Annotated in this window: 14 protein-coding genes; 8 read left to right on the top strand and 6 right to left on the bottom strand. The window is 72.6% G+C overall.

The features are described 5' to 3' along the window. Positions 1 to 2: 2 nt before the first annotated feature. The 3 genes from qcrB (at position 3) to GCU69_RS06635 (ending at position 5,924) form a co-directional block, all read left to right on the top strand. The gene (gene qcrB, locus GCU69_RS06645; protein WP_156205387.1) at positions 3 to 1,559 is read left to right on the top strand and encodes a cytochrome bc1 complex cytochrome b subunit; all 1,557 of its coding nucleotides are present in this window, start codon (positions 3 to 5) and stop codon (positions 1,557 to 1,559) included. A gap of 186 nt (positions 1,560 to 1,745) precedes the next feature. Next, positions 1,746 to 3,827 carry a choline BCCT transporter BetT gene (betT, locus tag GCU69_RS06640; protein ID WP_180268690.1) on the top strand — a complete coding sequence of 694 codons (2,082 nt, stop codon included), beginning with the start codon at positions 1,746 to 1,748 and terminating at the stop codon, positions 3,825 to 3,827. A gap of 252 nt (positions 3,828 to 4,079) precedes the next feature. Beyond that, positions 4,080 to 5,924: a thiamine pyrophosphate-requiring protein gene (locus GCU69_RS06635; protein WP_098750470.1), complete on the top strand. Its 1,845-nt coding sequence runs from the start codon at positions 4,080 to 4,082 to the stop codon at positions 5,922 to 5,924. A gap of 276 nt (positions 5,925 to 6,200) precedes the next feature. Here the strand turns inward: GCU69_RS06635 and GCU69_RS06630 are convergent, their stop codons facing one another. Beyond that, positions 6,201 to 6,623 (bottom strand): YjbQ family protein, encoded by a 423-nt coding sequence (locus tag GCU69_RS06630; protein WP_098750471.1) that lies wholly within the window; start codon positions 6,621 to 6,623, stop codon positions 6,201 to 6,203. A 64-nt stretch (positions 6,624 to 6,687) separates the two neighbouring features. Here GCU69_RS06630 and GCU69_RS06625 point away from each other — a divergent pair, with 64 nt between their 5' ends. After that, on the top strand, positions 6,688 to 7,773 hold the full coding sequence (locus tag GCU69_RS06625; RefSeq protein ID WP_098750472.1) for an NAD(P)-binding domain-containing protein: 1,086 nt from the start codon (positions 6,688 to 6,690) through the stop codon (positions 7,771 to 7,773). Positions 7,774 to 7,843: 70 nt separating this feature from the next. On the opposite strand, the gene GCU69_RS06620 is transcribed toward GCU69_RS06625, so the two are convergent. Further along, positions 7,844 to 9,850 carry an ABC transporter ATP-binding protein gene (locus GCU69_RS06620; protein ID WP_098750473.1) on the bottom strand — a complete coding sequence of 669 codons (2,007 nt, stop codon included), beginning with the start codon at positions 9,848 to 9,850 and terminating at the stop codon, positions 7,844 to 7,846. A 176-nt stretch (positions 9,851 to 10,026) separates the two neighbouring features. Here GCU69_RS06620 and GCU69_RS06615 point away from each other — a divergent pair, with 176 nt between their 5' ends. Continuing rightward, positions 10,027 to 12,957, top strand: a complete 2,931-nt coding sequence (locus GCU69_RS06615; RefSeq protein ID WP_156205385.1) for an FAD-binding and (Fe-S)-binding domain-containing protein — start codon at positions 10,027 to 10,029, stop codon at positions 12,955 to 12,957. Positions 12,958 to 13,196: 239 nt separating this feature from the next. Here GCU69_RS06615 and GCU69_RS06610 read toward each other — a convergent pair whose 3' ends face one another. Both GCU69_RS06610 and GCU69_RS06605 read right to left on the bottom strand, forming a co-directional pair. Beyond that, positions 13,197 to 14,585 carry an alpha-amylase gene (locus GCU69_RS06610; RefSeq protein WP_156205384.1) on the bottom strand — a complete coding sequence of 463 codons (1,389 nt, stop codon included), beginning with the start codon at positions 14,583 to 14,585 and terminating at the stop codon, positions 13,197 to 13,199. A 169-nt stretch (positions 14,586 to 14,754) separates the two neighbouring features. After that, complete coding sequence (locus GCU69_RS06605; RefSeq protein ID WP_098750476.1) at positions 14,755 to 15,483, bottom strand: L,D-transpeptidase family protein; 729 nt, start codon at positions 15,481 to 15,483, stop codon at positions 14,755 to 14,757. Between the two features lie 100 nt (positions 15,484 to 15,583). Between GCU69_RS06605 and GCU69_RS06600 the strand changes: the two genes are divergently transcribed. Both GCU69_RS06600 and GCU69_RS06595 read left to right on the top strand, forming a co-directional pair. Continuing rightward, positions 15,584 to 17,488 (top strand): ABC transporter transmembrane domain-containing protein, encoded by a 1,905-nt coding sequence (locus tag GCU69_RS06600; RefSeq protein WP_156205383.1) that lies wholly within the window; start codon positions 15,584 to 15,586, stop codon positions 17,486 to 17,488. Continuing rightward, the gene (locus tag GCU69_RS06595; protein WP_156205382.1) at positions 17,485 to 19,266 is read left to right on the top strand and encodes an ABC transporter ATP-binding protein; all 1,782 of its coding nucleotides are present in this window, start codon (positions 17,485 to 17,487) and stop codon (positions 19,264 to 19,266) included. The genes GCU69_RS06600 and GCU69_RS06595 overlap by 4 nt, the downstream gene beginning before the upstream one ends. 111 nt (positions 19,267 to 19,377) lie before the next feature. Here the strand turns inward: GCU69_RS06595 and GCU69_RS06590 are convergent, their stop codons facing one another. Beyond that, positions 19,378 to 20,781: an MFS transporter gene (locus tag GCU69_RS06590; RefSeq protein ID WP_156205381.1), complete on the bottom strand. Its 1,404-nt coding sequence runs from the start codon at positions 20,779 to 20,781 to the stop codon at positions 19,378 to 19,380. A 319-nt stretch (positions 20,782 to 21,100) separates the two neighbouring features. Further along, positions 21,101 to 21,892, bottom strand: coding sequence for a metal-dependent hydrolase (locus GCU69_RS06585; RefSeq protein ID WP_098750514.1), 792 nt, complete (start codon positions 21,890 to 21,892; stop codon positions 21,101 to 21,103). A gap of 148 nt (positions 21,893 to 22,040) precedes the next feature. Between GCU69_RS06585 and GCU69_RS06580 the strand changes: the two genes are divergently transcribed. Next, complete coding sequence (locus GCU69_RS06580; RefSeq protein ID WP_098750519.1) at positions 22,041 to 24,554, top strand: DEAD/DEAH box helicase; 2,514 nt, start codon at positions 22,041 to 22,043, stop codon at positions 24,552 to 24,554. Positions 24,555 to 24,579: the final 25 nt, after the last annotated feature.

The raw sequence follows: 24,579 nt of genomic DNA, 5'->3' as shown, positions 1-24,579 counted from the left end.
GGATGCTGTTCGCGCGGCGGAAGGGGAGGCCCGGGGCGAAGGCCGGGCGGCCGACCGGAACGGGATTCCGGGCGCTGGACAGCCGGCTGCCCGCGGCCGAGGGCGGGGCGCTGCTGCGCAAGGCGTTCCCGGACCACTGGTCGTTCCTGCTCGGTGAGATCGCCCTGTACAGCCTGGTCCTGCTGGTGCTGACCGGGGTGTTCCTCACGCTGTTCTTCAACCCGGGCATGAGCCAGGTCCCGTACGAGGGCTCGTACGAACCGCTGCGGGGCGTCCCGGTCTCCGAGGCCTACGCGTCCACCCTGCGCATCAGCTTCGACGTGCGCGGCGGGCTGCTGATCCGGCAGATGCACCACTGGGCGGCGCTGGTCTTCGTCAGCGCCATCGGCCTGCACATGCTGCGCATCTTCTTCACCGGGGCGTTCCGCAAGCCGCGGGAGCTGAACTGGGTCATCGGGCTGACGCTGTTCCTGCTGGCGGTCGTCGAGGGCTTCTGCGGCTATTCGCTGCCCGACGACCTGCTGTCGGGCACCGGCATGCGGGTGGTGCAGAGCCTGCTGCTGTCGATCCCGGTCGTCGGCACCTATCTGATGTTCTTCCTGTTCGGCGGCGAATACCCGGGGCACGACATCGTCCCGCGCCTGTACGTGACCCACATCCTGCTCGTCCCGGGCCTGCTGCTCGCCCTGGTCGTCGTCCATCTGATCCTGGTCGTGTACCTGAAGCACACCCAGTGGGGCGGGCCCGGCCGGTCGAACCGGAACGTCGTCGGCAAGCCCGCCTTCCCCGGGTTCACCGCGTCGTCCGCGGGACTGTGCGCCATGGTCTTCGGGGTGCTCGCCCTGCTGGGCGGGCTCGCGCAGATCAACCCGGTCTGGGACTACGGCCCGTACCGTGCCGACCAGGTCAGCACCGGCTCGCAGCCGGACTGGTACGTCGGTTTCCTGGAGGGCTCGCTGCGGCTCATGCCGCCCTTCGAGACCACGCTGTGGGGCCACACCCTCGTGTGGAACGTCCTCGTCCCCACCGTGATCCTGCCGGCGCTGCTGTTCCTGTGCCTGTATCTCTACCCGTTCCTGGAGAGATGGGTGACGGGCGACACCGGGGAGCACCATTTGTGCGACCGCCCCCGGAACCGCCCGGTCCGGACCGGGCTGGGCGCCGCGGGCATCACCTTCTACGGCGTGCTGCTGCTGGCCGGGGGCAACGACGTCGTCGCGTACACGCTGGACATCTCGCTGAACGCCCTGACCTGGGTCCTGCGGGTCGCCCTGGTGGCCGGCCCGGTGGCCGCCTTCCTGCTGACCAGGAGCGTCTGCCTGGGGCTCCAGGCGCACGACCTGGAGCGCATCGAGCGGGGTGACGAGACCGGCGAGGTCCGGCAGAGCGTGCAGGGCGGCCTGGACGAGGGGCGCCGGCCGCTGTCCCCGCGGGAGCGCTGGACACTGGCGCTGAAGGAGTCCCCGCGGCCGCTCCGGCTGCCCGGCCCGGACGCCGGCAAGGCGTCACGGGCCCGGCGGCTGCGGGTGGCGCTCAGCCGCTGGTTCCACGGCGGCTGACGGGATCTCATGTACGGCCGAGCGCACGAGGATCCGCGTTGGCCCGTTCGAGCACACCCCGCGCCGACACGGACCGCGCGGTGCTGGACTGGGCGGCCGGCGCGGCCGACACTGCCTACCACCCGCCACGCGCCGCCCGGACGCGCGAGGACGGGACTGCGTACCGCACACAGGGGAGCCGGCTTCGTGTCAACCGATGGAGAGAGCGGCACACGGCTCAAGCCCGTCGTCTTCTTCGGGTCGTCCGTGCTGATCCTGGCCATCTCGGTCTGGGCGATCATCACGCCGGAGGGCGCGGAGAGCACGATCGGCGTCGTGGTGGGGTGGATCTCCTCCGGTTTCGGCTGGTACTACTTCCTCGCCGCCACCCTGTATCTCCTGTTCGTGGTGTACGCCGCCGCCTCCCGGTACGGGACCATCAAGCTCGGCCCGCAGCACTCCACCCCGGACTACGGCCTGTTCGCGTGGGCCACCATGCTGTTCGCGGCGGGCATCGGCATCGACCTGATGTTCTTCTCCGTCGCCGGGCCGGTCAGCCACTATCTCGCCCCGCCCGAGGGCGAGGCGGAGACGGTCGAGGCGGCGCGGCAGGCCGTGGTGTGGACGCTGTTCCACTACGGCATCACCGGCTGGGGCATGTACGCGCTGATGGGCATGGCCCTCGGTTACTTCTCGTTCCGCTACCGCCTCCCGCTGGCGATCCGGTCGGCGCTGTACCCGATCATCGGCAAGCGCATCCACGGACGGATCGGGGACGCGGTCGACCTCGCCGCCGTCATCGGCACGGTCTTCGGCATCTCCGTGTCCCTCGGCATCGGCGTCGTCCAGCTCAACTACGGGCTGACGTTCCTCTTCGGCATCCCGCAGGGGACGGCCGCGCAGATCGGCCTCATCGCCGTCGCCGTGGTGCTGGCGACGGCCTCGGCCGTGGCGGGCGTGGACAAGGGCATCCGGCGGCTGTCCGAGCTGAACGTCGTCCTGGCCGTCGCCCTGATGCTCTACATGCTGTTCGTCTCCAGCCCCATCCGGCTCCTCAACAGCCTCGTCCTCAACATCGGCGACTACGTCAGCCGCTTCCCGTCGATGATGCTGAACACCTTCGCGTACGACCAGCCCACCGAGTGGCTCAACGCCTGGACGCTGTTCTTCTGGGCGTGGTGGATCGCGTGGGCGCCGTTCGTCGGGCTGTTCCTGGCGAGGATCTCGCGCGGCCGGACCATCCGGGAGTTCGTCGCGGCGACGCTGGTGATCCCCTTCCTCTTCACCCTGGTGTTCCTGTCCGTCTTCGGAAACAGCGCGCTCGCCCTGGTGCGGTCCGGCAACGCCGAGTTCGGCGAGACCGCCGCCACCACCCCCGAGCAGGGCTTCTACGAGCTGCTCGCGCAGTATCCGGGGGCGACCTTCAGCGCCGGGCTGGCGACCTTCGTCGGGCTGCTGCTCTACGTCACCTCGGCGGACTCCGGCGCGCTGGTGATGAGCAATCTCAGTTCGCACCTGCCGACCCCGCTCACCGACGCTCCCTCCTGGGTGCGCATCTTCTGGGCGTCGGCGACCGGGCTGCTGACCCTCGCCATGCTGCTCGTCGGCGGCGTGGAGGCGTTGACGAACGCGACCATCATCATGGGCCTGCCCTTCTCCTTCGTGATGTTCCTCATCATCTGGGGCCTGTACAAGGCGCTGCGCATCGAACGGATGCGGCAGGACGCGTCCAGGACCCCGCTGCCGTCGTCGCTTTCCGGGCCCGCCCCGCACCTCGGCCCGGCCACGGAGGGCACCTGGCGGCAGCGCCTCGGGCGGGCCATGAGCTTCCCCAGCAGGCGGGCGGCGGTCAGATTCCTGGACCAGGTGTGCCGCCCGGCGTTCGCGGACGTGGCGGAGGAGCTGGGCCGGCAGGGGGTCGAGGCGTCGGTCGTGGAGGGGACGGACGAGGAGGCCGGGCTGCCGCACACGGAGATCCGCATCCCGATGGGCGGGGCCGAGGTCTTCTTCTACCGCCTCTGGCCGGTGGAGGTGCCCACCCCGGCGTTCGCGATGCGCACGGTCACCGAACGCGACACGTACGTCCGCTTCGAGGTGCACCTCACCGACGGCAGCCAGGGCTATGACGTGATGGGCTACAGCAAGGAGCAGCTCATCGACAACATCCTCGACCAGTACGAGCGCTATCTGGAGTTCCTGCGGCTGCACCGCGAGGCCACCGCCGGTTCCTCGATGCCGGGCCACCGGCCCGATACGGCCGAGGTGCACCTGCCGGGCAAGGAGGACTGACCCCGGCCGCGGAAGGACCGCGCCGCGCCGGGAGGCGGCCGGGCGTACGCGGCAGCCGGGACGGGCCCGGCCCGCACCGGAGCCGGGCGCGCGGGCGGGCGGAACACCGGCCGCGCCGTCACCCCCTCCGGTGCGGGACCGACGTTTCCGCCCGCGGCCGGGGGTTACCCGCAGCCGTGTCCGTGACCCGCCGCGGAAGTCACGGGCCCGCGGGAAGTACCGCGGAAGTCCCGGGAATGAAACGGAGTACCCATGGCCGGCTCGAAGGTGTCCGACTACATCCTCCAGCGACTGCGCGACTGGGACGTGGAGCATGTCTTCTCCTACGCCGGCGACGGGATCAACGGCCTGCTGGCGGCCTGGGGCCGGGCCGGCAACCGGCCGAAGTTCGTCCAGGCCCGGCACGAGGAGATGTCCGCCTTCCAGGCGGTGGGATACGCCAAGTTCTCCGGCCGGGTGGGCGTGTGCGCGGCCACGTCCGGGCCGGGCGCGATCCACCTGCTGAACGGCCTCTACGACGCGAAGCTCGACCACGTTCCGGTCGTGGCGCTGATCGGGCAGACCAACCGCAGCGCCATGGGCGGCTCGTACCAGCAGGAAGTGGACCTGCAGAGCCTCTACAAGGACGTCGCCTCGGAGTTCTGCGAGACGGCGATGGTGCCGGAACAACTGCCGAACCTGATCGACCGGGCGTTCCGCACCGCGTACGCCAAGCGCACCGTCACCGCGATCATCCTGCCCGCCGACGTGCAGGAGCTGGACTACTCCCCGCCCACCCACGCGTTCAAGATGGTGCCGTCCAGCCTGGGCCTGGGGCACTACGCGCCGGTGCCGGCCGACGAGGACGTCCAGCGGGCCGCCGATGTGCTGAACGCCGGTGAGAAGGTCGCCGTCCTGATCGGGCAGGGCGCCCGCGGGGCACGACAGGAGGTCGAGCGGCTGGCGGACGTGCTCGGCGCCGGTGTGGCCAAGGCCCTGCTGGGCAAGGACGTGCTGCCGGACGACCTGCCCTGTGTGACCGGCTCCATCGGACTGCTGGGCACCCGCCCCTCGTACGAGCTGATGCAGGGGTGCGACACCCTGTTGATGATCGGCTCCAGCTTCCCCTACACCCAGTTCATGCCGGAGCTGGACCAGGCGCGGGCGGTGCAGATCGACATCGACCCGCACATGATCGGTCTGCGCTACCCGTTCGAGGTGAACCTCGTCGGTGACGCCCGCGAGACGCTGCAGCGGCTGCTGCCCCGGCTGCACCGCAAGGAGAGCCGCGGCTGGCGGGAGAAGATCGAGAAGGACGTCGCCCGCTGGTGGGAGGTCATGCAGCGGCGCGCCGCCGTGGACGCCGACCCGGTCAATCCCGAGTACGTGGTGCACGCCCTGGACGGCAAGCTGCCCGACGACGCCCTCCTCACCGCCGACTCCGGCTCCGCCGCCAACTGGTACGCCCGGCATCTGCGGCTGCGCGGCCGGATGCGCGGCTCGCTGTCCGGCACGCTGGCGACGATGGGTCCGGGCGTGCCGTACGCCATCGGTGCGAAGTTCGCGCATCCGGACCGGCCCGCCATCGCCCTCGTCGGGGACGGCGCCATGCAGATGAACGGCATGATGGAAATGGTGACGGCCGCGAAGTACTGCCGCGAGTGGTCCGATCCGCGGCTGATCGTCGCCGTGCTGAACAACGGGGACCTCAACCAGGTCACCTGGGAGATGCGGGCCATGTCCGGTGCCCCGCAGTTCGAGGAGTCGCAGCACATCCCGGACCTGCCCTACGCCGAGATCGCCCGGAACCTCGGACTGGACGGCGTTCGGGTGGAGAAGCCGAAGCACGTCGAGTCCGCCTGGGACCGGGCGCTCGCCGCGGACGGGCCCTTCGTCATCGACTTCCGCACCGACCCGGCTGTGCCGCCCATCCCGCCGCACGCGTCCTTCGACCAGATCGAGGCCGCGGCCTCCGCGATCCTCCAGGGCGACAGCGACCGCGGCTCGATGGTGAAACAGGGCTTCAAGGCCAAGGTGCAGGAGTTCCTGCCGGGCGGCCGGCACCGTGAGGACCGGCCCGGCGCGGCGGAGGAGGACAGCGCCGAGAAGAACGAGTGACCGGGGAACCGGCCCGGGCGCGGCAGCACCGGAGAGCCCGGAATCCCCGGATCGCACTGGCGTGGCGTCCGTTCCCGCGGTGCACGGGACCATGGCCCCCGCCCGGCGCCCGCCGGTCCCGGGGCCCGTCCGCCGCGAGGTCCCGGTACGGATCCGGCCGTACCGCCGTCCCGGTCCCGTGCGCGGACCGTGCGAGGGCGCCGGGGCCGTACGGGGCGACGTCCCGGTCCGCGTGCGGGGAGGCCCGGGAGCCGTGATGGCACGGGACTGCCGGTGCTATCCGAGGAACGACAGCCGCACCTTGCGGTCCGGGTTGTCCCTGTTCGTGTCGACCAGGCACACGGACTGCCAGGTGCCCAGCTCCAGCCGTCCGCCGATGACCGGCAGCGTCGCGTGCGGCGGGACGAGGGCCGGCAGGACATGGTCTCGGCCGTGTCCGGGGCTGCCGTGCCGGTGCCGCCAGCGGTCGTCGGCGGGCAGCAGGTCGCGCAGGGCGGCCAGCAGGTCGTCGTCGCTGCCCGCGCCGGTCTCCAGCACGGCGATGCCGGCCGTCGCGTGCGGCACGAACACATGGAGGAGGCCGTCGCGGCCGCGGGCGCCGGTGCGCAGGAACTCCTCGCAGTCTCCTGTCAGGTCGCGCACCGTCTCCGAGGAACCGGTGCTGACGTCGATCGTGCGGGTGATGAAGGCGTCGGACATGCCTCCATCCTGACCGATTCCGGGCCGTGGGAAGAGCAGCGGGCTCCGTCGCGTTGGCGGGGACGTGAGCATTTCCGGAACGCGGTACGTGGACGTGGCGGTCGTGGGAGCGGGGCAGGCGGGCCTGTCCGGCGCCTACCACCTGCGGCGCGCCGGCTGGGAACCGGACCGCGGCTTCGTCGTCCTGGACCACGCGCCGGGCCCCGGGGGCGCCTGGCAGTTCCGCTGGCCGTCCCTGACCTTCGACAAGGTGCACGGGATGCACGACCTGCCGGGCATGCCGCTGGCCGGCGCGCCCGGCGACCGGCCCTCGGCCGAGGTCGTCGGCGCCTATTTCGGCGCCTACGAGCGCGAGTTCGGCCTCCGGGTGCACCGGCCGGTGGAGGTGTCCGCCGTCCGCGAGGGCACGGGCGGGAGGCTGCTGGTGGAGACCTCGGAGGGCGACTGGTCGGCCCGTGCGCTGATCAACGCCACCGGGACCTGGGACCGGCCGTTCCGGCCGCGCTACCCGGGACAGGAAACCTTCCTCGGCCGCCAGCCGCACACGGCGGACTACCGGGGGCCCGGGGACTTCGCCGGCGAGCGGGTGATCGTGGTGGGCGGCGGCACGTCCGCCGTGCAGCATCTGCTGGAGATCGCCGACGTGGCCGCGGACACGCTGTGGGTGACCAGGCGGCCGCCGGTGTTCCACGAGGGACCGTTCGACGAGCGGCGCGGCCGCGAGGCCGTGGCCATGGTGGACGAGCGGGTGCGGCACGGGCTGCCGCCGCGCAGCGTGGTGTCGGTCACGGGCCTGCCCATGAACGAGGCGATGCGGGAGGCCCGGGCCCGCGGCGTGCTCGACCGCCGGCCGATGTTCGAACGGATCACACCGGAGGGTGTCGTCTGGGCGGACGGCCGCACCGCCGGCGCGGACACCATCCTGTGGGCCACCGGTTTCCGCGCCGCGCTCGGCCATCTGGCGCCGCTGCGGCTGCGCGAGCCCGGCGGCGGCATCCGCCTGGAGGGCAGCCGTGTCGTCCGGGACCCCCGCGTGCACCTCGTCGGGTACGGCCCGTCGGCGAGCACCATCGGTGCGAACCGCTACGGGCGCGCGGCGGTGCGGGAGATCCGCAGGCTGCTGGAGCGCTCGGCGGCACCCGCCGCCTGAGGCTCCGCCGAGGACCGTCCGCGGCCCGGCCCGAGGGCCCTCGGCGGCGCGACGGGCCGGCGGGCTGCGGTCAGGGCGCCGTCACCGCCGCGGCTTCCGGGGCCGTGTCCCCGCTGACGGGAGCCTCCGTGCCCGCGGTGACCACCGGGCCGGCGGCTCCCGCCCCGTCCCCGGTCCCCGAGTCCCGCCGCACCAGCGCGGCGTACCGGCCGTCCCGCGCCAGCAGCTCCGCGTGGGTGCCGCGCTCGACGATCCGGCCGCCGTCCAGGAACACGATCTGGTCCGCGTCCCGGACGGTGGAGAGCCGGTGCGCGATGGTGATGGTCGTGCGCCCGGCCGACAGCGCGTCGATCGCCTGCTGCACGGCCTGCTCGGTGCGGGTGTCGAGGGCGCTGGTCGCCTCGTCCAGGACGAGCACCGGCGGGTCCCGCAGGATGGTCCGGGCGATGGCCAGGCGCTGCTTCTCACCGCCGGAGAAGCGGTAGCCGCGCTCGCCGACGAGCGTGTCGTAACCGTCCGGGAGGCCGGCTATGTGGTCGTGGATCTGGGCGGCCCGCGCGGCCTCGTACAGCTCCTCGTCCGTGGCCGAGGGCTTGGCGAAGCGGAGGTTGTCCGCGACCGAGGCGTGCAGCAGATACGTCTCCTGCGCGACGACGCCGACGGCCCGTGCGAGGGTGTCCAGCCCGAGGTCGCGCACGTCCACCCCGTCGAGCAGCACCCGGCCGCCGGTCACGTCGTAGAGCCGGGGCACCAGATAGCTCAGGGTGCTCTTCCCCGAGCCCGTCGGGCCGACCACGGCGAGGCTGCCTCCGGCCGGAACGGTGAGGTCGATCCCGGAGAGCGTCGGGGCCCCGGGCTGCTCCCCGACGTGCCCGCCGGCGTGTCCCCCGCCGCGCTGCGCGTCATCCCGCTGCTTCTCGGCGCGCTGTCCGCCGTCCTCCCCGTCCCCCCGCGTCCCCCCGGGGCCCTCGGCGTCGTACCGGAAGGTGACGTCCTCGAAGCGCACCTCGCCGCGGATCTCCTCCGGAGTGACCGGATGCTCGGGGTCGGTGATGTCGACGCGCAGGTCGAGATACTCGAAGATCCGCTGGAACAGGGCGAGCGAGGTCTGCATCTGCACGCCCGTGGACAGCAGGCTGACCGTGGGCCGGAACAGCCCCTGCTGGAGGGTGACGAAGGCGACGAGCGTGCCGATCGACATCCGCGGGCCGCCGACGCTCAGCGCGATGCCCGCGGCCCAGTAGAGCAGCGCGGGCATCGCCGCCATGACGATGCCGATGACGGCCATCCGCCAGCGCCCCGCCATGTTCGAGCGGACCTCCAGGTCCACGAGCCGCTCGGACTCCGCGGAGAAACTCCGCACGAGGGAGTCCGAGCGGCCCATCGTGCGGCCGAGCAGGATGCCGCTGACCGACAGCGACTCGGTGACGATCGCGGCCATCGACGCCATCTGCTTCTGCCGCTGCGAGGCGATCCTCTTCCGCTCCCGGCCCACCCGGCGGCTGATCCACACGAACACCGGCAGCAGCAGGAGCGAGACGACGGTCAGCCGCCAGTCGAGGGCGAGCATCGCGACGACCGTGGCGACGACACTGGTGAGGTTGGAGACCAGCGAGGTGGCGGTGGAGGTCACGGTGGCCTGCATGCCGCCGATGTCGCTGGCGATCCTGGACTGGACCTCGCCGGTGCGGGTGTGGGTGAAGAAGGCGAGCGGCATGTGCTGGAGCCGGTCGTAGACCGCGGTGCGCAGATCGTGCATGACGCGCTGGCCGACGGTCGTCGAGATCAGGGTCTGCAGGACCCCGAAGACGCTGCTGACGACGGCGGTGGCGACCATGCCCAGCGCGAGCAGGCTCAGCAGCCCGGTCCGGCCCTGCGGGATCGCGGTGTCCAGGACCTCGCGCAGCAGGAAGGGCGAGGCGACGGAGACCAGCGAGGACGCGGCGACGAGCAGCCCGACCAGGGCGAGGCGGCCGCGGTAGGGGCGGAAGAGCCGCAGGATGCGCCGCAGCTGCGCGGGACGCTCCGGGTCGGCCTGCGGCGGTGTCCCGTCGGGGACCGTTTCGGGGTGAGGCATGGGCTCCTTCGCGATCGGGCCGGCGGGCCTCCGGGGGTCTGCGGGATCGTGCCGGTGCCGGCACCCGGAAAGCCTATCCGCCTCCTCCGACAGTGCCGCCCCGCCCGGGTTCCGCCCGCTTCGCGCGGTGGCATACTGCGCGGGGCCAGCGCCGTACCACCGAGGAGAGCGTCCGCATGCCCTTGCTGGAGCCCAAGTCCGGAACTCTCCGGCCGCACGCCGCGGACGCCGTCCCCGCCCCGGACCGGGTGCCCGGCGAGCGGGCGGCGGGCACCGACGACGAGCTGCGCCGGGGTCTGGAGGCGCTGCTCGGGGCCGGGAAGGTGCTGTGGAAGATCTCCGACCTGGTGCGGTACGCCTCCGACGCCAGCCCCTACCGCTTCGTGCCGCGGGCCGTGGTGCTGGCCGAGGACGTCACCGATGTCTCGCTGGTCCTCTCCTACGCGCTCCGGCACGGCCGGCAGATCGTCTTCCGGGCCGCCGGGACCTCCCTCAACGGCCAGGCGCAGGGCGAGGACATCCTCGTGGACGTCCGCCGCCACTGGTCGGGCATCGAGGTCCTCGGCCGGGGCGAGCGCGCCCGGATCGCGCCCGGCACCACCGTGGTCCGCGCCAACGCGGGTCTGGCCCGGTACGGCCGGGTGCTCGGGCCGGACCCGGCCAGCGCCATCGCCTGCACCGTCGGCGGGGTCGTCGCCAACAACGCGTCCGGCATGACGGCGGGCACCACCCGCAACTCGTACCGTACGGTCGCCTCGCTGACGTTCGTCCTGCCGAGCGGGACCGTGGTCGACACCGCCGACCCGGAGGCCGACGCCCGGCTGGCCGCGGCCGAGCCCGAACTCTGCGCGGGGCTGCTCGCGCTCAGGGCGGAGATCGAGGCGGACCGGGAGCTGACCGCCCGTATCCGCGCGAAGTACCAGCTCAAGAACACCAACGGCTACCGCCTCGACGCCTTCCTCGACGGGACGACTCCCGTGGAGATCCTGCGCGGCCTGATGGTCGGTTCCGAGGGGACCTTCGGTTTCATCTCCGAGATCGTCTTCGACACGCTGCCGCTGCACCGGCGGACCTCCTCCGCGCTCCTCTTCTTCCCGTCCCTGTCCGCCGCCGCGGCCGCCGTGCCGCTGTTCAACGAGGCGGGCGCGCTCGCCGTCGAGCTGATGGACGGCAACACCCTGCGGGCCTCCGTCAGCGTGCAGGGCGTGCCCGCCGACTGGGCGGACCTGCCGAAGGAGACCGCGGCGCTGCTGGTGGAGTTCCGCGCGCCCGACGAGGCCGCCCAGGAGGCGTACGAGGACGCGGCCGCGCGGGTGCTGGAGCGGCTGGACCTGGTGGCGCCGGTCGCCTCGGCGGACAACGCCTTCACCCGGGACCCGGGGACGATCGCGGGCTACTGGAAGGCCCGCAAGGCGTTCGTGACCGCGGTCGGCGGCGCCCGGCCGCCCGGGACCACTCTGATCACCGAGGACTTCGCGGTGCCTCCGGCCCGGCTCGCCGAGGCCTGCGAGGCACTGCTGACGCTCCAGGCCGAGCACGGTTTCGACGCGGCCGTCGCGGGCCACGCCGCGCACGGGAACCTGCACTTCCTGCTCGCCTTCGACGCCGCGAAACCGGCCGACGTCGAGCGCTACGCCTCCTTCATGGACGCCTTCTGCCGGCTGACGGTGGAGCGTTTCGACGGCTCGCTCAAGGCGGAGCACGCCACCGGCCGGAACATCGCGCCGTTCCTGGAGCTGGAGTGGGGCCCGCGGGCCACCGAGCTGATGTGGCGCACCAAGCAGGTGATCGACCCCGCCGGGGTGCTCGCCCCGCGCGTCGTCCTCGACCGCGACCCGGAGGCGCATCTGCGGGGGCTCAAGACGATTCCCCGGATCGAGGCGGTCGCCGACCCCTGCATCGAGTGCGGATTCTGCGAACCCACCTGCCCCAGCGGCGATCTGACGACGACGCCCCGCCAGCGCATCGTGCTGCGCCGGGAGATGATGCGGCAGGCGCCGGAGTCCCCGGTCACCGACAGCCTGCTCGACTCCTACGGCTATGACGCGGTGGACACCTGTGCGGGCGACTCGACTTGCAAGCTGGCCTGTCCGGTCGGGATCGACACCGGCGCCATGATGAAGGACTTCCGCCACCGTCGGCACTCGCCGCGCGAGGAGCGGGCCGCGTCGCTGCTCGCGGAGCGGTTCGCCCTGGTCGAACGCGCCGCCCGGCTGGCGGTGGCCGCCGCGGACCGCACCGGTGACCGGGTGCCCGCCGCACTCACAGCCGCCGCGCGGCGGGCGGTCAGCGGCGAGCTGGTGCCGGAGTGGCTGCCTGCCGTGCCCGGCGCGGCTGCCCGCAAGCTTCCGGTGACGGACCGCCGAGGCGCCGCGGCGGTCTACTTCCCGGCCTGTGTGAACCGCATCTTCGGCGGGCCGGACGGGCACGAGGGGCCGTCGCTGCCGGAGGCCGTGGTCGCCGTCTCCGCGCGCGCGGGCCGGCCGGTGTGGATTCCCGGGGACGTGGCGGGCACCTGCTGCTCGACGATCTGGCACTCCAAGGGCTACGACCGGGGCAACACGGTGATGGCCAACCGGATGGTCGAGGCGGCCTGGGGCTGGACGGAGGGCGGCGCGCTGCCGCTGGTCGTGGACGCCTCGTCCTGCACGCTGGGCATCGCGCGGGAGGTCGTGCCGTATCTGACGGAGGAGAACCAGCGCCTGCACGCGGAGCTGACGGTCCTCGACTCGGTCGTGTGGGCCGCGGAGGAGCTGCTGCCTGGGCTGTCGGTGGAACGCACGGTCGGCTCGGCGGTGCTGCATCCCACCTGCTCGATGCGGCACCTGGGCGACGAGGAGCAGCTGCGGACGGTGGCGGAGGCGTGCGCGGAGGAGGTCGTGGTCCCGGAGGACGCCGGGTGCTGTGCCTTCGCGGGCGACCGCGGGATGCTGCACAGGGAGCTGACGGAGTCGGCGACGGCGCGGGAGGCGGCGGAGGTCGGGGCGCGGGAGTTCGACGCGCATCTGTCGGCCAACCGGATGTGCGAAATCGGCATGGACCACGCCACCGGGCGCGGTTACCGGTCGGTGCTGCTGGAGCTGGAACGGGCGACGCGGCCGCGGTGACGGGCGGGGCCGCCCGGCACGGCGGCCGCGCCGGACACCGGGACGCGGCGCGGATGCGCGGGACACGGCTTACGGGTACGTGACCCCGGTTCAGCGCGCACGCCGCCCGAGCCGGCACCGAGGCCGGCTCCAGCCCCGGCTCCGGCTCGGCTCCGGCTCGGCTCCGGCTCGGCTCCAGCTCCGGCTCGTGCGAACGCCGCCGCCGGGCGCGTGGCACCGGCGGCGGCACGCGCCGCGCCTCAGGCCTTCGCGTCGGCGTGCAGCGCGAGGGCTCCCTTGCCCGGCACGGTCGCGGTCACGGTGCCGTCGTCACCGACGTCCACCGTGTTGCCGTCGCAGGCGTCCGGCGCCGCCCGGGCGACGTTGCAGTAGGTTCCGGCCGGCAGTGAGGTGGCGAAGGTCTCCTGGATCTCGCCGTCCCCGTTGTTGAGGGCGACGAAGCCGCGGTCGCCGCGGCCGAAGGCGATGGCGCTGCCCCCGTTGTCCCACCAGTCGGTCAGCTCGGTGCCGGCGGTGGCGTTGTGGAAACCGACCATGCCGGTGACCGCCTGCTGCTCGTGCACGCAGGTCCAGCCGCCGCTGCCGCAGTCCGCCGCGCCGCCGGCCGGCGGGCCCGCATCCTTGTCGCTCCACTCATAGCCGGAGAAGACGTTGGGCGAGCCGTAGGGCGAGGCGAGCATGAAGACGTTGGCCAGGGTGTGGGTCGCGCCGTCCTTGTAGGTCAGCGTGGAGCCGTTGCGCTCGGTGTCCCAGTTGTCGACGAAGGTACGGGCCTTGTCGCCGGGGAGTTTCCCGTCGGCGATGTTCCGCAGCCCGGTGAGGTCTCCGCCCTGGAAGGCGCTCTTGAGGTGCCCGCCGTAGCGGAACTCGTCGACGTCCCCGATCTCCGTGTACTCCTCCGGCTGCACGGCCTCGCCGCCGCCGTGGATCACCTCCGAGACCCAGAAGCCGGGATCGGCCGTCTTCGCCTTGATCGCGGCGATGTCGTCGGCGGACATGTGCTTGGCCGCGTCGATGCGGAACCCGTCGACACCTAGCGAGCGCAGGTCGTCCAGGTGGGCCGCGATGGTGGTGCGGACGTGGTCGCTGCCGGTGTCGAGGTCGGAGAGGCCGACGAGTTCGCAGTTCTGCACGTTGTCGCGGCTGCCGTAGTCGGCGATGTCCTCGCGGCAGGTGTGGAAGTCCTGGTCCTGGTACAGCCCGGGGTAGTCGTACTTGGCGTACGTGCTGCCGCCCGTGCCGGTGCCGGAACCGGCCGACATGTGGTTGATGACGGCGTCGGCGACCACCTTGACGCCCGCCTCGTGGCAGGCGCCGACCATGGCGGCGAACGCGTCGCGGTCGCCGAGGCGGCCCGCGATCTGGTAGCTGACGGGCTGGTAGGAGGTCCACCACTGTTTGCCCTGAATGTGCTCGGTCGCCGGGGAGACCTCGACGTAGCCGTAGCCCGCCGGGCCGAGGCTGTCGGTGCAGGCGCGGGCCACCGCGTCGTACTTCCACTCGAAGAGGGTCGCGGTGACGGTCTTCTCGCCCGGTGGGGTGGCCTGGGAGTTCCAGGGGGCGAGGGCGACGAGGCCGGAGGCCGCCAGCAGGCCGGCCAGCGTCGCGCGGGCAGCGCGGGAGATCATTGCGGCTCCTTCCGGTGCGGGCACAGCCGTGCCCGTGGAGAGCAGCCACGCGCCGGGCCGCTGTGGGGGTGGTCAGGAGCCTGCCTCTGTGAAGGTGTACACGTCAACCCGTTCCGCAAGATTTTCCATACTCTTGCTGCAAGCGGATGCGGGGGCTCCCGCGCGGGCCTCAGGCCGCGAGCCGCGCCTTGTCCCCCATGACCACGACCGGGTTCAGCCGCGGGTCGAGGGTCCGCAGCAGATACTCCATGCCGGACTTCGGCAGGCTCACACAGCCGGACGTGCCGCTGCCGTGGTCCAGGTGCAGCCAGATGTAACCGCCCTTGGACTGCCCCTGCGGCCGGTTGGGATCGTTCGGCGGGGTGCCCTCGACGCGGTTGTAGTCGATGGCGATGACGTAGTCGAAGTCGTGCCAGTGCGACCGGTCCCAGGTGCGGGGCGCGGCGAAGGCGTCGGAGCGGGTGTACGGCAGTTTCGCGCCCGGGTCGGGGAGCACACCGCCGGCGTCGGACAGCGTGAACACGCCCACGGGGCTGCGCTTGTCGCCCTCGCGGTGGTCCGCGGTCCAGCCCCGCTTGCCGTTGTGCCCCGTCCAGCTGCGCGTCCTGTCCCAGGCACCGTCCTTCCTGGTGTACAGCACCACCCTGGCGTCGGCCGCATCACGGCCGCGGCCGTACACGGCGACGACCTGCCGGGAGTCGCCCGGGATCCTCTGCTGGAGCCGGTCCCCCACGCCGGGGATCCGCGTCGGGTCCGCCTCCGGGGACGCGCTGTGCTCCGGGCGGCCGGTCCCGCCGTCCGCCGCGGTTCCCGCGCCCCCGGATCCTCCGCAGCCGGAGAGCAGAACGAGCCCGGTCACGGCGGCGGCGACGGTACGCGGGCTCCGGATGATGCGCATGGACCCATCCTCGCACCCCGCCGTAAAACCGGTTGATTCCGGCGGCCGGAAAAGGCGAACCTTTCACAGCTCCCCGCCCGAGACCGACCTCTGGGACGTCATGCAGATTCGCGACCTTCCGTATCCCGACCCCGGAGATCCCGACACCCGCTCCGGCGGAGCGTTCCTGCTGTGGCTGGGCCGTCGTCAGCTCGGCGGCCAGCTCAAGTCCCTGGGGTGGGGCACGCTGCACATGGCGGGGCTCGCGGCGCTTCCGCTGGCGGTGGGCACCGCCGTGGAAGCGGTGATCGACCGCTCCGGCGCGCGGCTCGCGCTCGCGGGCGGACTCATCGCCCTGCTCGGCGCGCTGGTCGCGCTGGGCGACACGATGCTGCACCGCACGGCGGTCACCAACTGGATCACCGCCGCGGCGCGCGTCCAGCAGCTGCTCGCCCGCAAGACCGCCGAGATGGGCGCCACCCTGACCCGGCGGGTGGCGGCGGGCGAGGTCGCGGCCGTGTCGACGGGCGACGTCGAGAAGATCGGCTGGTTCGTGGAGTCGCTGTCGCGCTTCACGGCCGCGGCGATCACCACCGTCGCGGTGTGTGTCGCGCTGGTCGTCCACCAGCCCGCGCTGGGCGCCGTGGTGGCGATCGGCGTTCCGCTGCTGGTGCTGGCCGTGCTGCCGCTGCTGCCGCCCGCCACCCGGCGCGCCGACAAGCAGCGGGAGAAGGCCGGGCGCGCCACCGAACTGGCCTCGGACACCGTGGCCGGGCTGCGCGTGCTGCGCGGCATCGGCGGTGAGGAGCTGTTCCTGGGCCGATACCGGCGGGCCTCGCAGGAGGTGCGGCGGGCGGCCGTGCACAGCGCCCGGATGTGGGCGCTGATCGGCGCCGTGCAGGTGCTGCTGCCGGGGCTGCTGCTGATCGGCGTCGTCTGGTACGGAGCCGAACTCGCCTTCAGCGGACGGATCTCGGTGGGCGAGCTGGTCACGGTCTACGGGGCCGTGACGTTCCTGCTCTTCCCACTGCGGCACTTCGAGGAGATCGCCATGGCGTACTCCTTCTCCCGTCCCTCGGCCAAGCGCGCCGCCCGGGTGCTGGCGCTGCGCCGCGGCTCGCCGGAGGCGGCCGGGGACACGGAGCCAGCCGGAGACACGGAGACCGCCGGGGACACGGAGTCCGCCGGGACCGCGTCGACCACGGCCCCCCGGCCGGCCGGCGACCTGTACGACCCGGCGACCGGACTGCTGGCTCCCGCCGGCAGCCTCACCGCCGTGGTGTGCGGCGACCCGGACGCGGCGGGCCGGCTGGCCGACCGGCTCGGCGGGCACGCCGCGCTGCCGGACGGCGAGGCCGCCGAGCCCTCGGCACTGCTCGGCGACACCCCGCTCGACGCCGTCCCGCTGGCCGAGGCCAGGGCCGCCGTACTGGTCCAGGACAAGGACCCGGTCCTGCTCTCGGGCACGCTCGCCGAGCTGCTGGACGTTCCGGCATCGGGCACGGTGGCCCTACCGGCGGCGCTGGCCGCGGCCCGGTGCGGTGATGTGCTCGACGCGCTCGTGCAGGGATCGGCCGACGCCGGGGACGATCCGATGCGGGCCCGGATCACGGAGCGCGGCCGGTCGCTCTCCGGCGGCCAGCGGCAGCGGCTGGCGCTGGCGCGCTCGCTCGTCGCCGATCCGGAGGTGCTCGTGCTGGACGAACCGACGAGCGCCGTCGACTCGCACACGGAGGCACGGATCGCCGACGGGGTGCGGGATCTCCGCGCGGGACGCACGACCGTGGTGTTCTCCTCCAGCCCGCTGCTGCTGGACCGGGCCGAGCGCGTGGTGTTCGTGTCGGAGGGACCGGGAGGCAAGGTCACCGCGACGGGCACGCACCGGGAGCTGCTGCGGACGGACCCCCGCTACCGCGCCGTCGTCACCCGGGAGACCGAGCAGGAGCAGGAAGAGTCCGGCGGGCCGCGGCCCCGGACACCGGTCGCGGAACGCGCCGCGCTCGCGGAGTACGAGGAGTTGGCATGATCGGCACGGCACCCCCCGCGTACGACCCGGCGGCACCGGAGACGGTGACGACCCTGCCGGTGGCGTCGTCCGCGACGGTCCGGGCTTATGTACGGGAGCTGCTGCTGCGGCACCGCCGGGCGTTCGTCCTGCTCGTCGTCGTGAACGCGGTCGCCGTCATCGCCTCGATGACCGGCCCCTACCTCCTCGGCGGCCTGGTGCAGAGCCTGGCGGACGGCGCCCGGGAGATCCGGCTGGAGTGGACGGTGGGGCTGTTCGCGCTGGCGCTCGCCGTGCAGACGGTGTTCACGCGGCTGGTCCGGCTGCGCGGGGCCGTCCTCGGTGAGGAGATGCTGGCCGACCTGCGCGAGGACTTCCTCGTACGGTCCGTCGGGCTGCCGCCGGGTGTGCTGGAGCGGGCCGGGACCGGGGACCTCCTGTCGCGGATCACCACCGACGTCGACCGGCTGGCGAACGCCATGCGCGAGGCGGTCCCGCAGCTGGCCGTGGGCGTGGTGTGGGCGGTGCTGCTGCTCGCCGGGATGACGGTGACGGCACCGCCGCTGGCGCTCGCCGTCCTCGTGGCGCTGCCGCTGCTGCTGGTCGGCTGCCGCTGGTACTACCGCCGGGCCCCCGCCGCGTACCGTTCGGAGGCCGCCGGCTACGCGGCCGTGGCCGCGGCGCTCGCCGAGAGCGTGGACGCCGGACGGACCATCGAGGCGCACCGGCTGGGCCGCCGCCGGATCGCGCTGTCGGACCAGCGGATCCGCGAATGGACGGCGTGGGAAAGGTACACATTGTGGCTGCGGTCGGTGCTGTTTCCCGTCATCAACATCTCGCACGTCACGATCCTCGGCGCCTCGCTGATGATCGGCGGGGTCTGCGTACTGAACGGCTGGATGACGGTGGGCGGCCTGACGACCGGGGCGCTGCTCGCCCAGATGCTGGTCGAGCCGGTCGGGCTGATCCTGCGCTGGTACGACGAACTCCAGGTCGCCCAGGTGTCGCTGGCCCGTCTGGTCGGGGTCCGGGAGATCGGCGACGAGGACGCGGACGACCGGGTCCGGCCCGACGGCACGGACCTGCGGGCGGCGGACGTCCGCTTCGGCTACCGCGCGGGCAACGACGTCCTGCACGGGGTGTCGCTCGACGTGCGGCCGGGGAGCCGGGTGGCGCTGGTCGGCCCGTCCGGCGCGGGCAAGTCGACCCTGGGCCGGCTGCTCGCCGGGATCTACGCACCCCGCACGGGCGAGGTGTCGCTCGGCGGGGCGGAGCTGGCCCGGATGCCGGCTGAGCGGGTCCGCGAGCACGTCGCCCTGGTGAACCAGGAGCACCACGTCTTCGTCGGTTCGCTGCGCGACAACCTGCTGCTGGCCCGGACCGGCGCCGAGGACGCGGAGCTGTGGGCGGCGCTCGGCGCGGTGGACGCCACGGACTGGGCGGGCGCGCTGGACGACGGGCTGGACACCGAGGTCGGGTCCGGCGGGCTGGCGCTCACCCCGGCGCAGGCGCAGCAGATCGCGCTGGCCCGGCTGGTGCTGGCCGATCCGCACACCCTGGTGCTGGACGAGGCGACGTCGCTGCTGGACCCGCGCGCGGCACGGCACCTGGAACGGTCCCTGGCGCGGGTGCTGGAGGGGCGGACCATCGTCGCGATCGCGCACCGGCTGCACACCGCGCACGACGCCGATGTGATCGCGGTGGTGGAGGACGGCAGGATCAGCGAACTCGGCAGCCACGACGAACTGGTCGCGGCGGACGGCGCGTACGCCTCGCTCTGGCGCTCCTGGCACGGGTGACACCGCCCGGCTGCCCTGTCCGCGAGGCCCCGCCGGCGACATCCCCGCCCGCGCACTGCCCCGCCCCCGTCCGGCGTGTCCGGGCGGGGGCGGGGCGGGCGCGGCCGCTGATCAGCGGGCGCGGCGTTTGAGCACCGCGATGGAGGCGAGCGCCACGACGGCGAGCCCGGCGATGTAGGCCGAGACGGACATCGACGTGCCGGTGGACTCCAGCAGCAGCACCATGACGAACGGCGCCAGGCCGCCGCCGAGGACCGCGCTGATCTGGTAGCCGAGCGAGGCCCCGGTGTAGCGCATCTCCGCGGTGAACAGCTCGGAGAACAGCGCCGCCTGCGGGCCGTACATGACGCTCAGGAAGAAGCTGCCGACGAACGTCCCGACAGCAAGCCCCACCAGCGACCCGGTGTCGATCAGCAGGAACATCGGCACCGCCCACAGCAGCAGCCCCGCGGCGCCGAACTCGTAGACCCGGATGCGTCCGATCCGGTCCGAGAGGGCCGCGGCGGCCGGGATCATCAGCAACTGGAAGCAGCTGACCAGCAGGGAGACGGTGAGCACCGCCCCGCGCTCCATGCCGAGTTCACGCGTGGTGTAGTCGAGCACCCCGGTGATGAGGATGTAGAAGGTGGCCGTGTTGACGGCGAACGAGCCGCCGGCGAGCAGCACCGTACCGCGGTGCCTGCCGAGGACCTCGCGCAGCGGGGAGCGCTCGCTGCCGCGTTCCCTCTCCTGCCGGGCGAGCCGCTGTTCGGCCTCCCGGAACTCGGGGGTCTCCTCGACGCGCGTGTGGATGTACCAGGCGAGTACGAGGACGAGCAGCCCGACCAGGAACGGCACCCGCCATCCCCAGGAGGCGAAGGAGCCCTCCGACGTGACGGCCTCGGTGAGCAGGAACGCCGAGTTGGCGGTGACGACGCCGATCGGCACGCCGAGCTGGACCAGGCTGCCGTACAGCCCGCGCTTGCCGGGCGGGGCGTACTCGGTCGCCATCAGCATGGCGCCGCCCCACTGCGCCCCGACGGCGACGCCCTGCAGCACGCGCAGGGTCACCAGCAGGACGGGGGCCAGGACGCCGATCGTGTCGTAGGACGGCAGCAGGCCGATGGCGGTGGTCGACAGGCCCATCACCGTCAGCGCCAGGACCAGCATGGGCTTGCGGCCGCGCCGGTCACCGAGCTGGCCGGCGACGACACCGCCGAGCGGGCGCGCGAGAAAGCCGACGGCGAAGGTGGCGAAGGACGCCAGGACGCCGGCGACGGGGCTGGCCGAGGGGAAGAAGCGGTCGCCGAGGACGAGGGCCGCGGCGATGCCGAAGATGAAGTAGTCGTACCACTCGACCGCGGCTGCCAGCGCCGCGGCTCCGGCGGTGCGCCGGCGGCGCGAGATCTCCGCGGGATCGGAGACGGCGGGACCGGATGCGGCGGGATCGGATGCGGTGGTGGGCGGAGCGGCGGGTCCGGAGGCGGTCCCGCCGGTCGGCGGCGGACTGTCGTTGCCCGGGGCAGAGGTGTCCATGGTGCGGTCCTTCGCGGACGGTACGGACAGTTGAGCTCCGAACCGGGCCGAAACGGAACGCACACCCCGGCGGAGTTCGGGCGAACGTACCGACCGGATGGTATGGCGTCAACAGATCGCGCAGAGGAGCTTTCCGGCTGCGCAGAAGGGCCCGCGGCCGCCGGGCGGTGCAGAGGCTGCACAGAAAGAACGGGTCCCGGCGGCCGCTGGGCCGGGACCCGTGAGGGTGAAGCGGAAGGGTGCGGTGACGACGGCGCGGGGGCGGGGGCGGGAGCGCCGCGGGACAGGTGCGGGGGCGCCGCGGGACGGGCCGCGGTCGTCAGATGAGGCCGAGGGCACCCAGGCAGCCCAGGCCGCCCAGCAGCATGAAGGCCGGCATCAGCACCTTGAGTTCGACCCAGCTCCCCGCCCGGAAGCGCATGGGCTTCGGCGGGCCGAGCGGATACCAGCGCTTGCGCCCGACCGGGATGGGCCACAGGATCGGGCAGCCGGAGACGGTGAGTGCGTCCCCCACGCAGTGGACCAGCGCGCCGAGCACGATGGGCAGCCCCAGCCACAGGTACTCCTGGCCCGGGGCGCTGAACAGCCAGTCCGAGCCGTTGCCCGGCTTGTTCAGGACGCCCGCCAGGATCCAGGCGCTGGTGGCACCGAGGAGCCAGACCAGGACGTCGCTGGAGACCCGCGCCGCCCGCCACAGCAGGCCCTCGACCGCCAGCACCATGTGGACGAACAGGATGCCCAGCACCGCCCAGCGGCCGCCGCTCATCGCCAGCACGGAGGTGCCGGTCCCGATGAGAACGGCCCACAGCCAGGTGTGCGTGAGCGTCCGGTGACCGCCGGTGCGCCGCGGGTCGCCCTGTTTCTTCGTCGCTTTGTAGACAGCGAACGAGAGCTTGTCGATGATCTCGCACAGCAGCCGTGAGACCGGCCCGAAGGCGCGCGAGATCGTCGCCGACTTGTGGTCCAGGTCCGGGGCGAGCGCGGCGCCCGAGCAGATCAGAGCCCCGACGACCAGCACCGGCCAGGGCATCGGATGGTCCGCGGCCGCCGCCGCGGCGCCCACCCCCAGCCATGCGGCGGCTCCGGACAGTGAGTGCGCCGGTCCCATCATGCGGTCGCCCGCCCCCCTTGTTGTCTGCTCGGCTCTCGGGTCGCAGCGCTTCCACTGATGACCTGTCGGCGGCCAGCGTATCGCCACATGATCTTCGCCCGGTCGCCCGGTTCCCCGATCCGGCCGGTTGGCAGGCAGTATGGAGGGCGTGACCCTCATCGATCATCTGCCGAACGACGCCGATCCCGACGCTCTCTTCGAGGCGTTCTCCAGCTGGGCCGAGGAGCAGGGCATCGCCCTCTATCCGGCTCAGGAGGAGGCACTGATCGAAGTGGTCTCCGGGGCGAACGTCATCCTGTCCACCCCGACGGGATCCGGCAAGAGCCTGGTCGCGGCGGGAGCGCACTTCACCGCGCTGGCGAAGGACGAGGTCACCTTCTACACCGCGCCGATCAAGGCTCTGGTGTCGGAGAAGTTCTTCGACCTGTGCAAACTGTTCGGCACGGAGAACGTCGGCATGCTCACCGGTGACGCGTCGGTCAACGCCGACGCTCCGGTGATCTGCTGCACCGCCGAGGTGCTGGCCTCCATCGCGCTGCGCGACGGCAAGGACGCGGACATCGGCCAGGTCGTGATGGACGAATTCCATTTCTACGCCGAGCCCGACCGCGGCTGGGCCTGGCAGATCCCGCTGCTGGAACTGCCGCAGGTGCAGTTCGTACTGATGTCGGCGACGCTCGGTGACATGTCGCGGTTCGAGGAGGACCTCACCCGGCGCACGGGCCGGCCGACCGCGGTCGTGCGGTCCGCGACCCGTCCGGTGCCGCTGTCCTACGAATACCGCACGACTCCCCTGACGGAGACGCTGACCGAACTGCTGGAGACACACCAGGCACCCGTCTACATCGTCCACTTCACCCAGGCGGCGGCGGTGGAGCGGGCCCAGGCGCTGATGAGCATCAACATGTGCACCCGGGCCGAGAAGGACGAGATCGCCAAGCTGATCGGCGACTTCCGCTTCACCACGAAGTTCGGCCGGAACCTCTCGCGCTATGTACGGCACGGGATCGGCGTCCACCACGCGGGCATGCTGCCCAAGTACCGGCGCCTGGTGGAGCGGCTGGCGCAGGCGGGACTCCTCAAGGTCATCTGCGGCACGGACACCCTCGGGGTCGGCGTCAACGTGCCGATCCGCACGGTGCTGTTCACCGCGCTGACGAAGTACGACGGACAGCGCGTCCGGACGCTGCGGGCACGGGAGTTCCACCAGATCGCCGGGCGTGCGGGCCGGGCCGGCTTCGACACGGCGGGCTTCGTCGTCGCCCAGGCCCCCGAGCACGTCGTCGAGAACGAGAAGGCGCTCGCCAAGGCCGGTGACGATCCCAAGAAGCGCCGCAAGGTGGTCCGCAAGAAGGCGCCCGAGGGCTTCGTCTCCTGGGGCCAGAACACCTTCGAGAAGCTCATCGCCTCCGATCCGGAGCCACTGACCTCCCGGTTCCGGGTCACCCACACCATGCTGCTGTCGGTGATCGCCCGCCCCGGCAACGCCTTCGACGCGATGCGCAGGCTGCTGGAGGACAACCACGAGCCGCGCAAGAACCAGCTGCGGCACATCCGCCGCGCCATCGCCATCTACCGCTCGCTGCTGGACGGCGGCGTGGTCGAGCGGCTCGACGAGCCCGACGCCGAGGGCCGGATCGTCCGGCTGACCGTGGACCTCCAGCAGGACTTCGCCCTTCAGCAGCCGCTGTCCACCTTCGCGCTCGCGGCTTTCGACCTGCTGGACCCGGAATCCCCCTCCTACGCCCTGGACATGGTGTCGGTCGTGGAGTCGACGCTGGACGACCCGCGGCAGATTCTCGCCGCCCAGCAGAACAAGGCGCGCGGCGAGGCCGTACAGGAGATGAAGGCCGACGGGATCGAGTACGAGGAGCGGATGGAACGGCTCCAGGACATCACCCATCCCAAGCCGCTGGAGGAACTCCTCTTCCACGCCTACGGCGTCTACCGCAAGAGCCACCCCTGGGTCGGGGACCATCCGCTCTCCCCGAAGTCGGTCATCCGGGACATGTACGAGCGGGCGATGACCTTCACCGAGTTCACCGCCTTCTACGAACTCGCCCGCACCGAGGGCATCGTCCTGCGCTACCTGGCGAGCGCCTACAAGGCGCTGGAGCACACCGTCCCCGACGACCTCAAGTCCGAGGACTTCGAGGACCTCATCGCCTGGCTCGGGGAGATGGTCCGGCAGGTCGACTCCAGCCTCCTGGACGAATGGGAGCAGCTGGCCAACCCGGAGGTGGAGACGGCCGAGGAGGCACAGGAGCGCGCCGACCAGGTCAAGCCCGTCACCGCCAACGCCCGCGCCTTCCGGGTGCTCGTCCGCAACGCGATGTTCCGCCGGGTCGAGCTGGCGGCGCTGGACAAGGTGGCCGAGCTGGGCGAGCTGGACGAGGAGTCCGGCTGGGACGAGGACGCGTGGGGCGAGGCCATGGACGCCTACTGGGACGAGTACGAGGATTTGGGCACCGGGCCGGACGCCCGGGGGCCGAAGCTGCTCAGCATCGAGGAGGACACGGAGCACGGGCTGTGGAAGGTCCGGCAGACCTTCGCCGACCCGCGGGGCGACCACGACTGGGGCATCAGCGCGGAGGTCGATCTCGCGGCCTCCGACGCGGAGGGCCGGGCCGTCATCCGGGTCACGGACGTCGGCCAGCTGTAGGCCGTCCTCGGCGCCGGTCCGCCGC

This window comes from Streptomyces lycii (assembly GCF_009735685.1).
In the GTDB taxonomy this organism is placed as follows: Bacteria; Actinomycetota; Actinomycetes; order Streptomycetales; family Streptomycetaceae; genus Streptomyces; species Streptomyces lycii.
The sequence above is the reverse complement of the archived record's forward strand: the minus strand, read 5'-3'. Positions and strand labels throughout refer to the sequence as shown.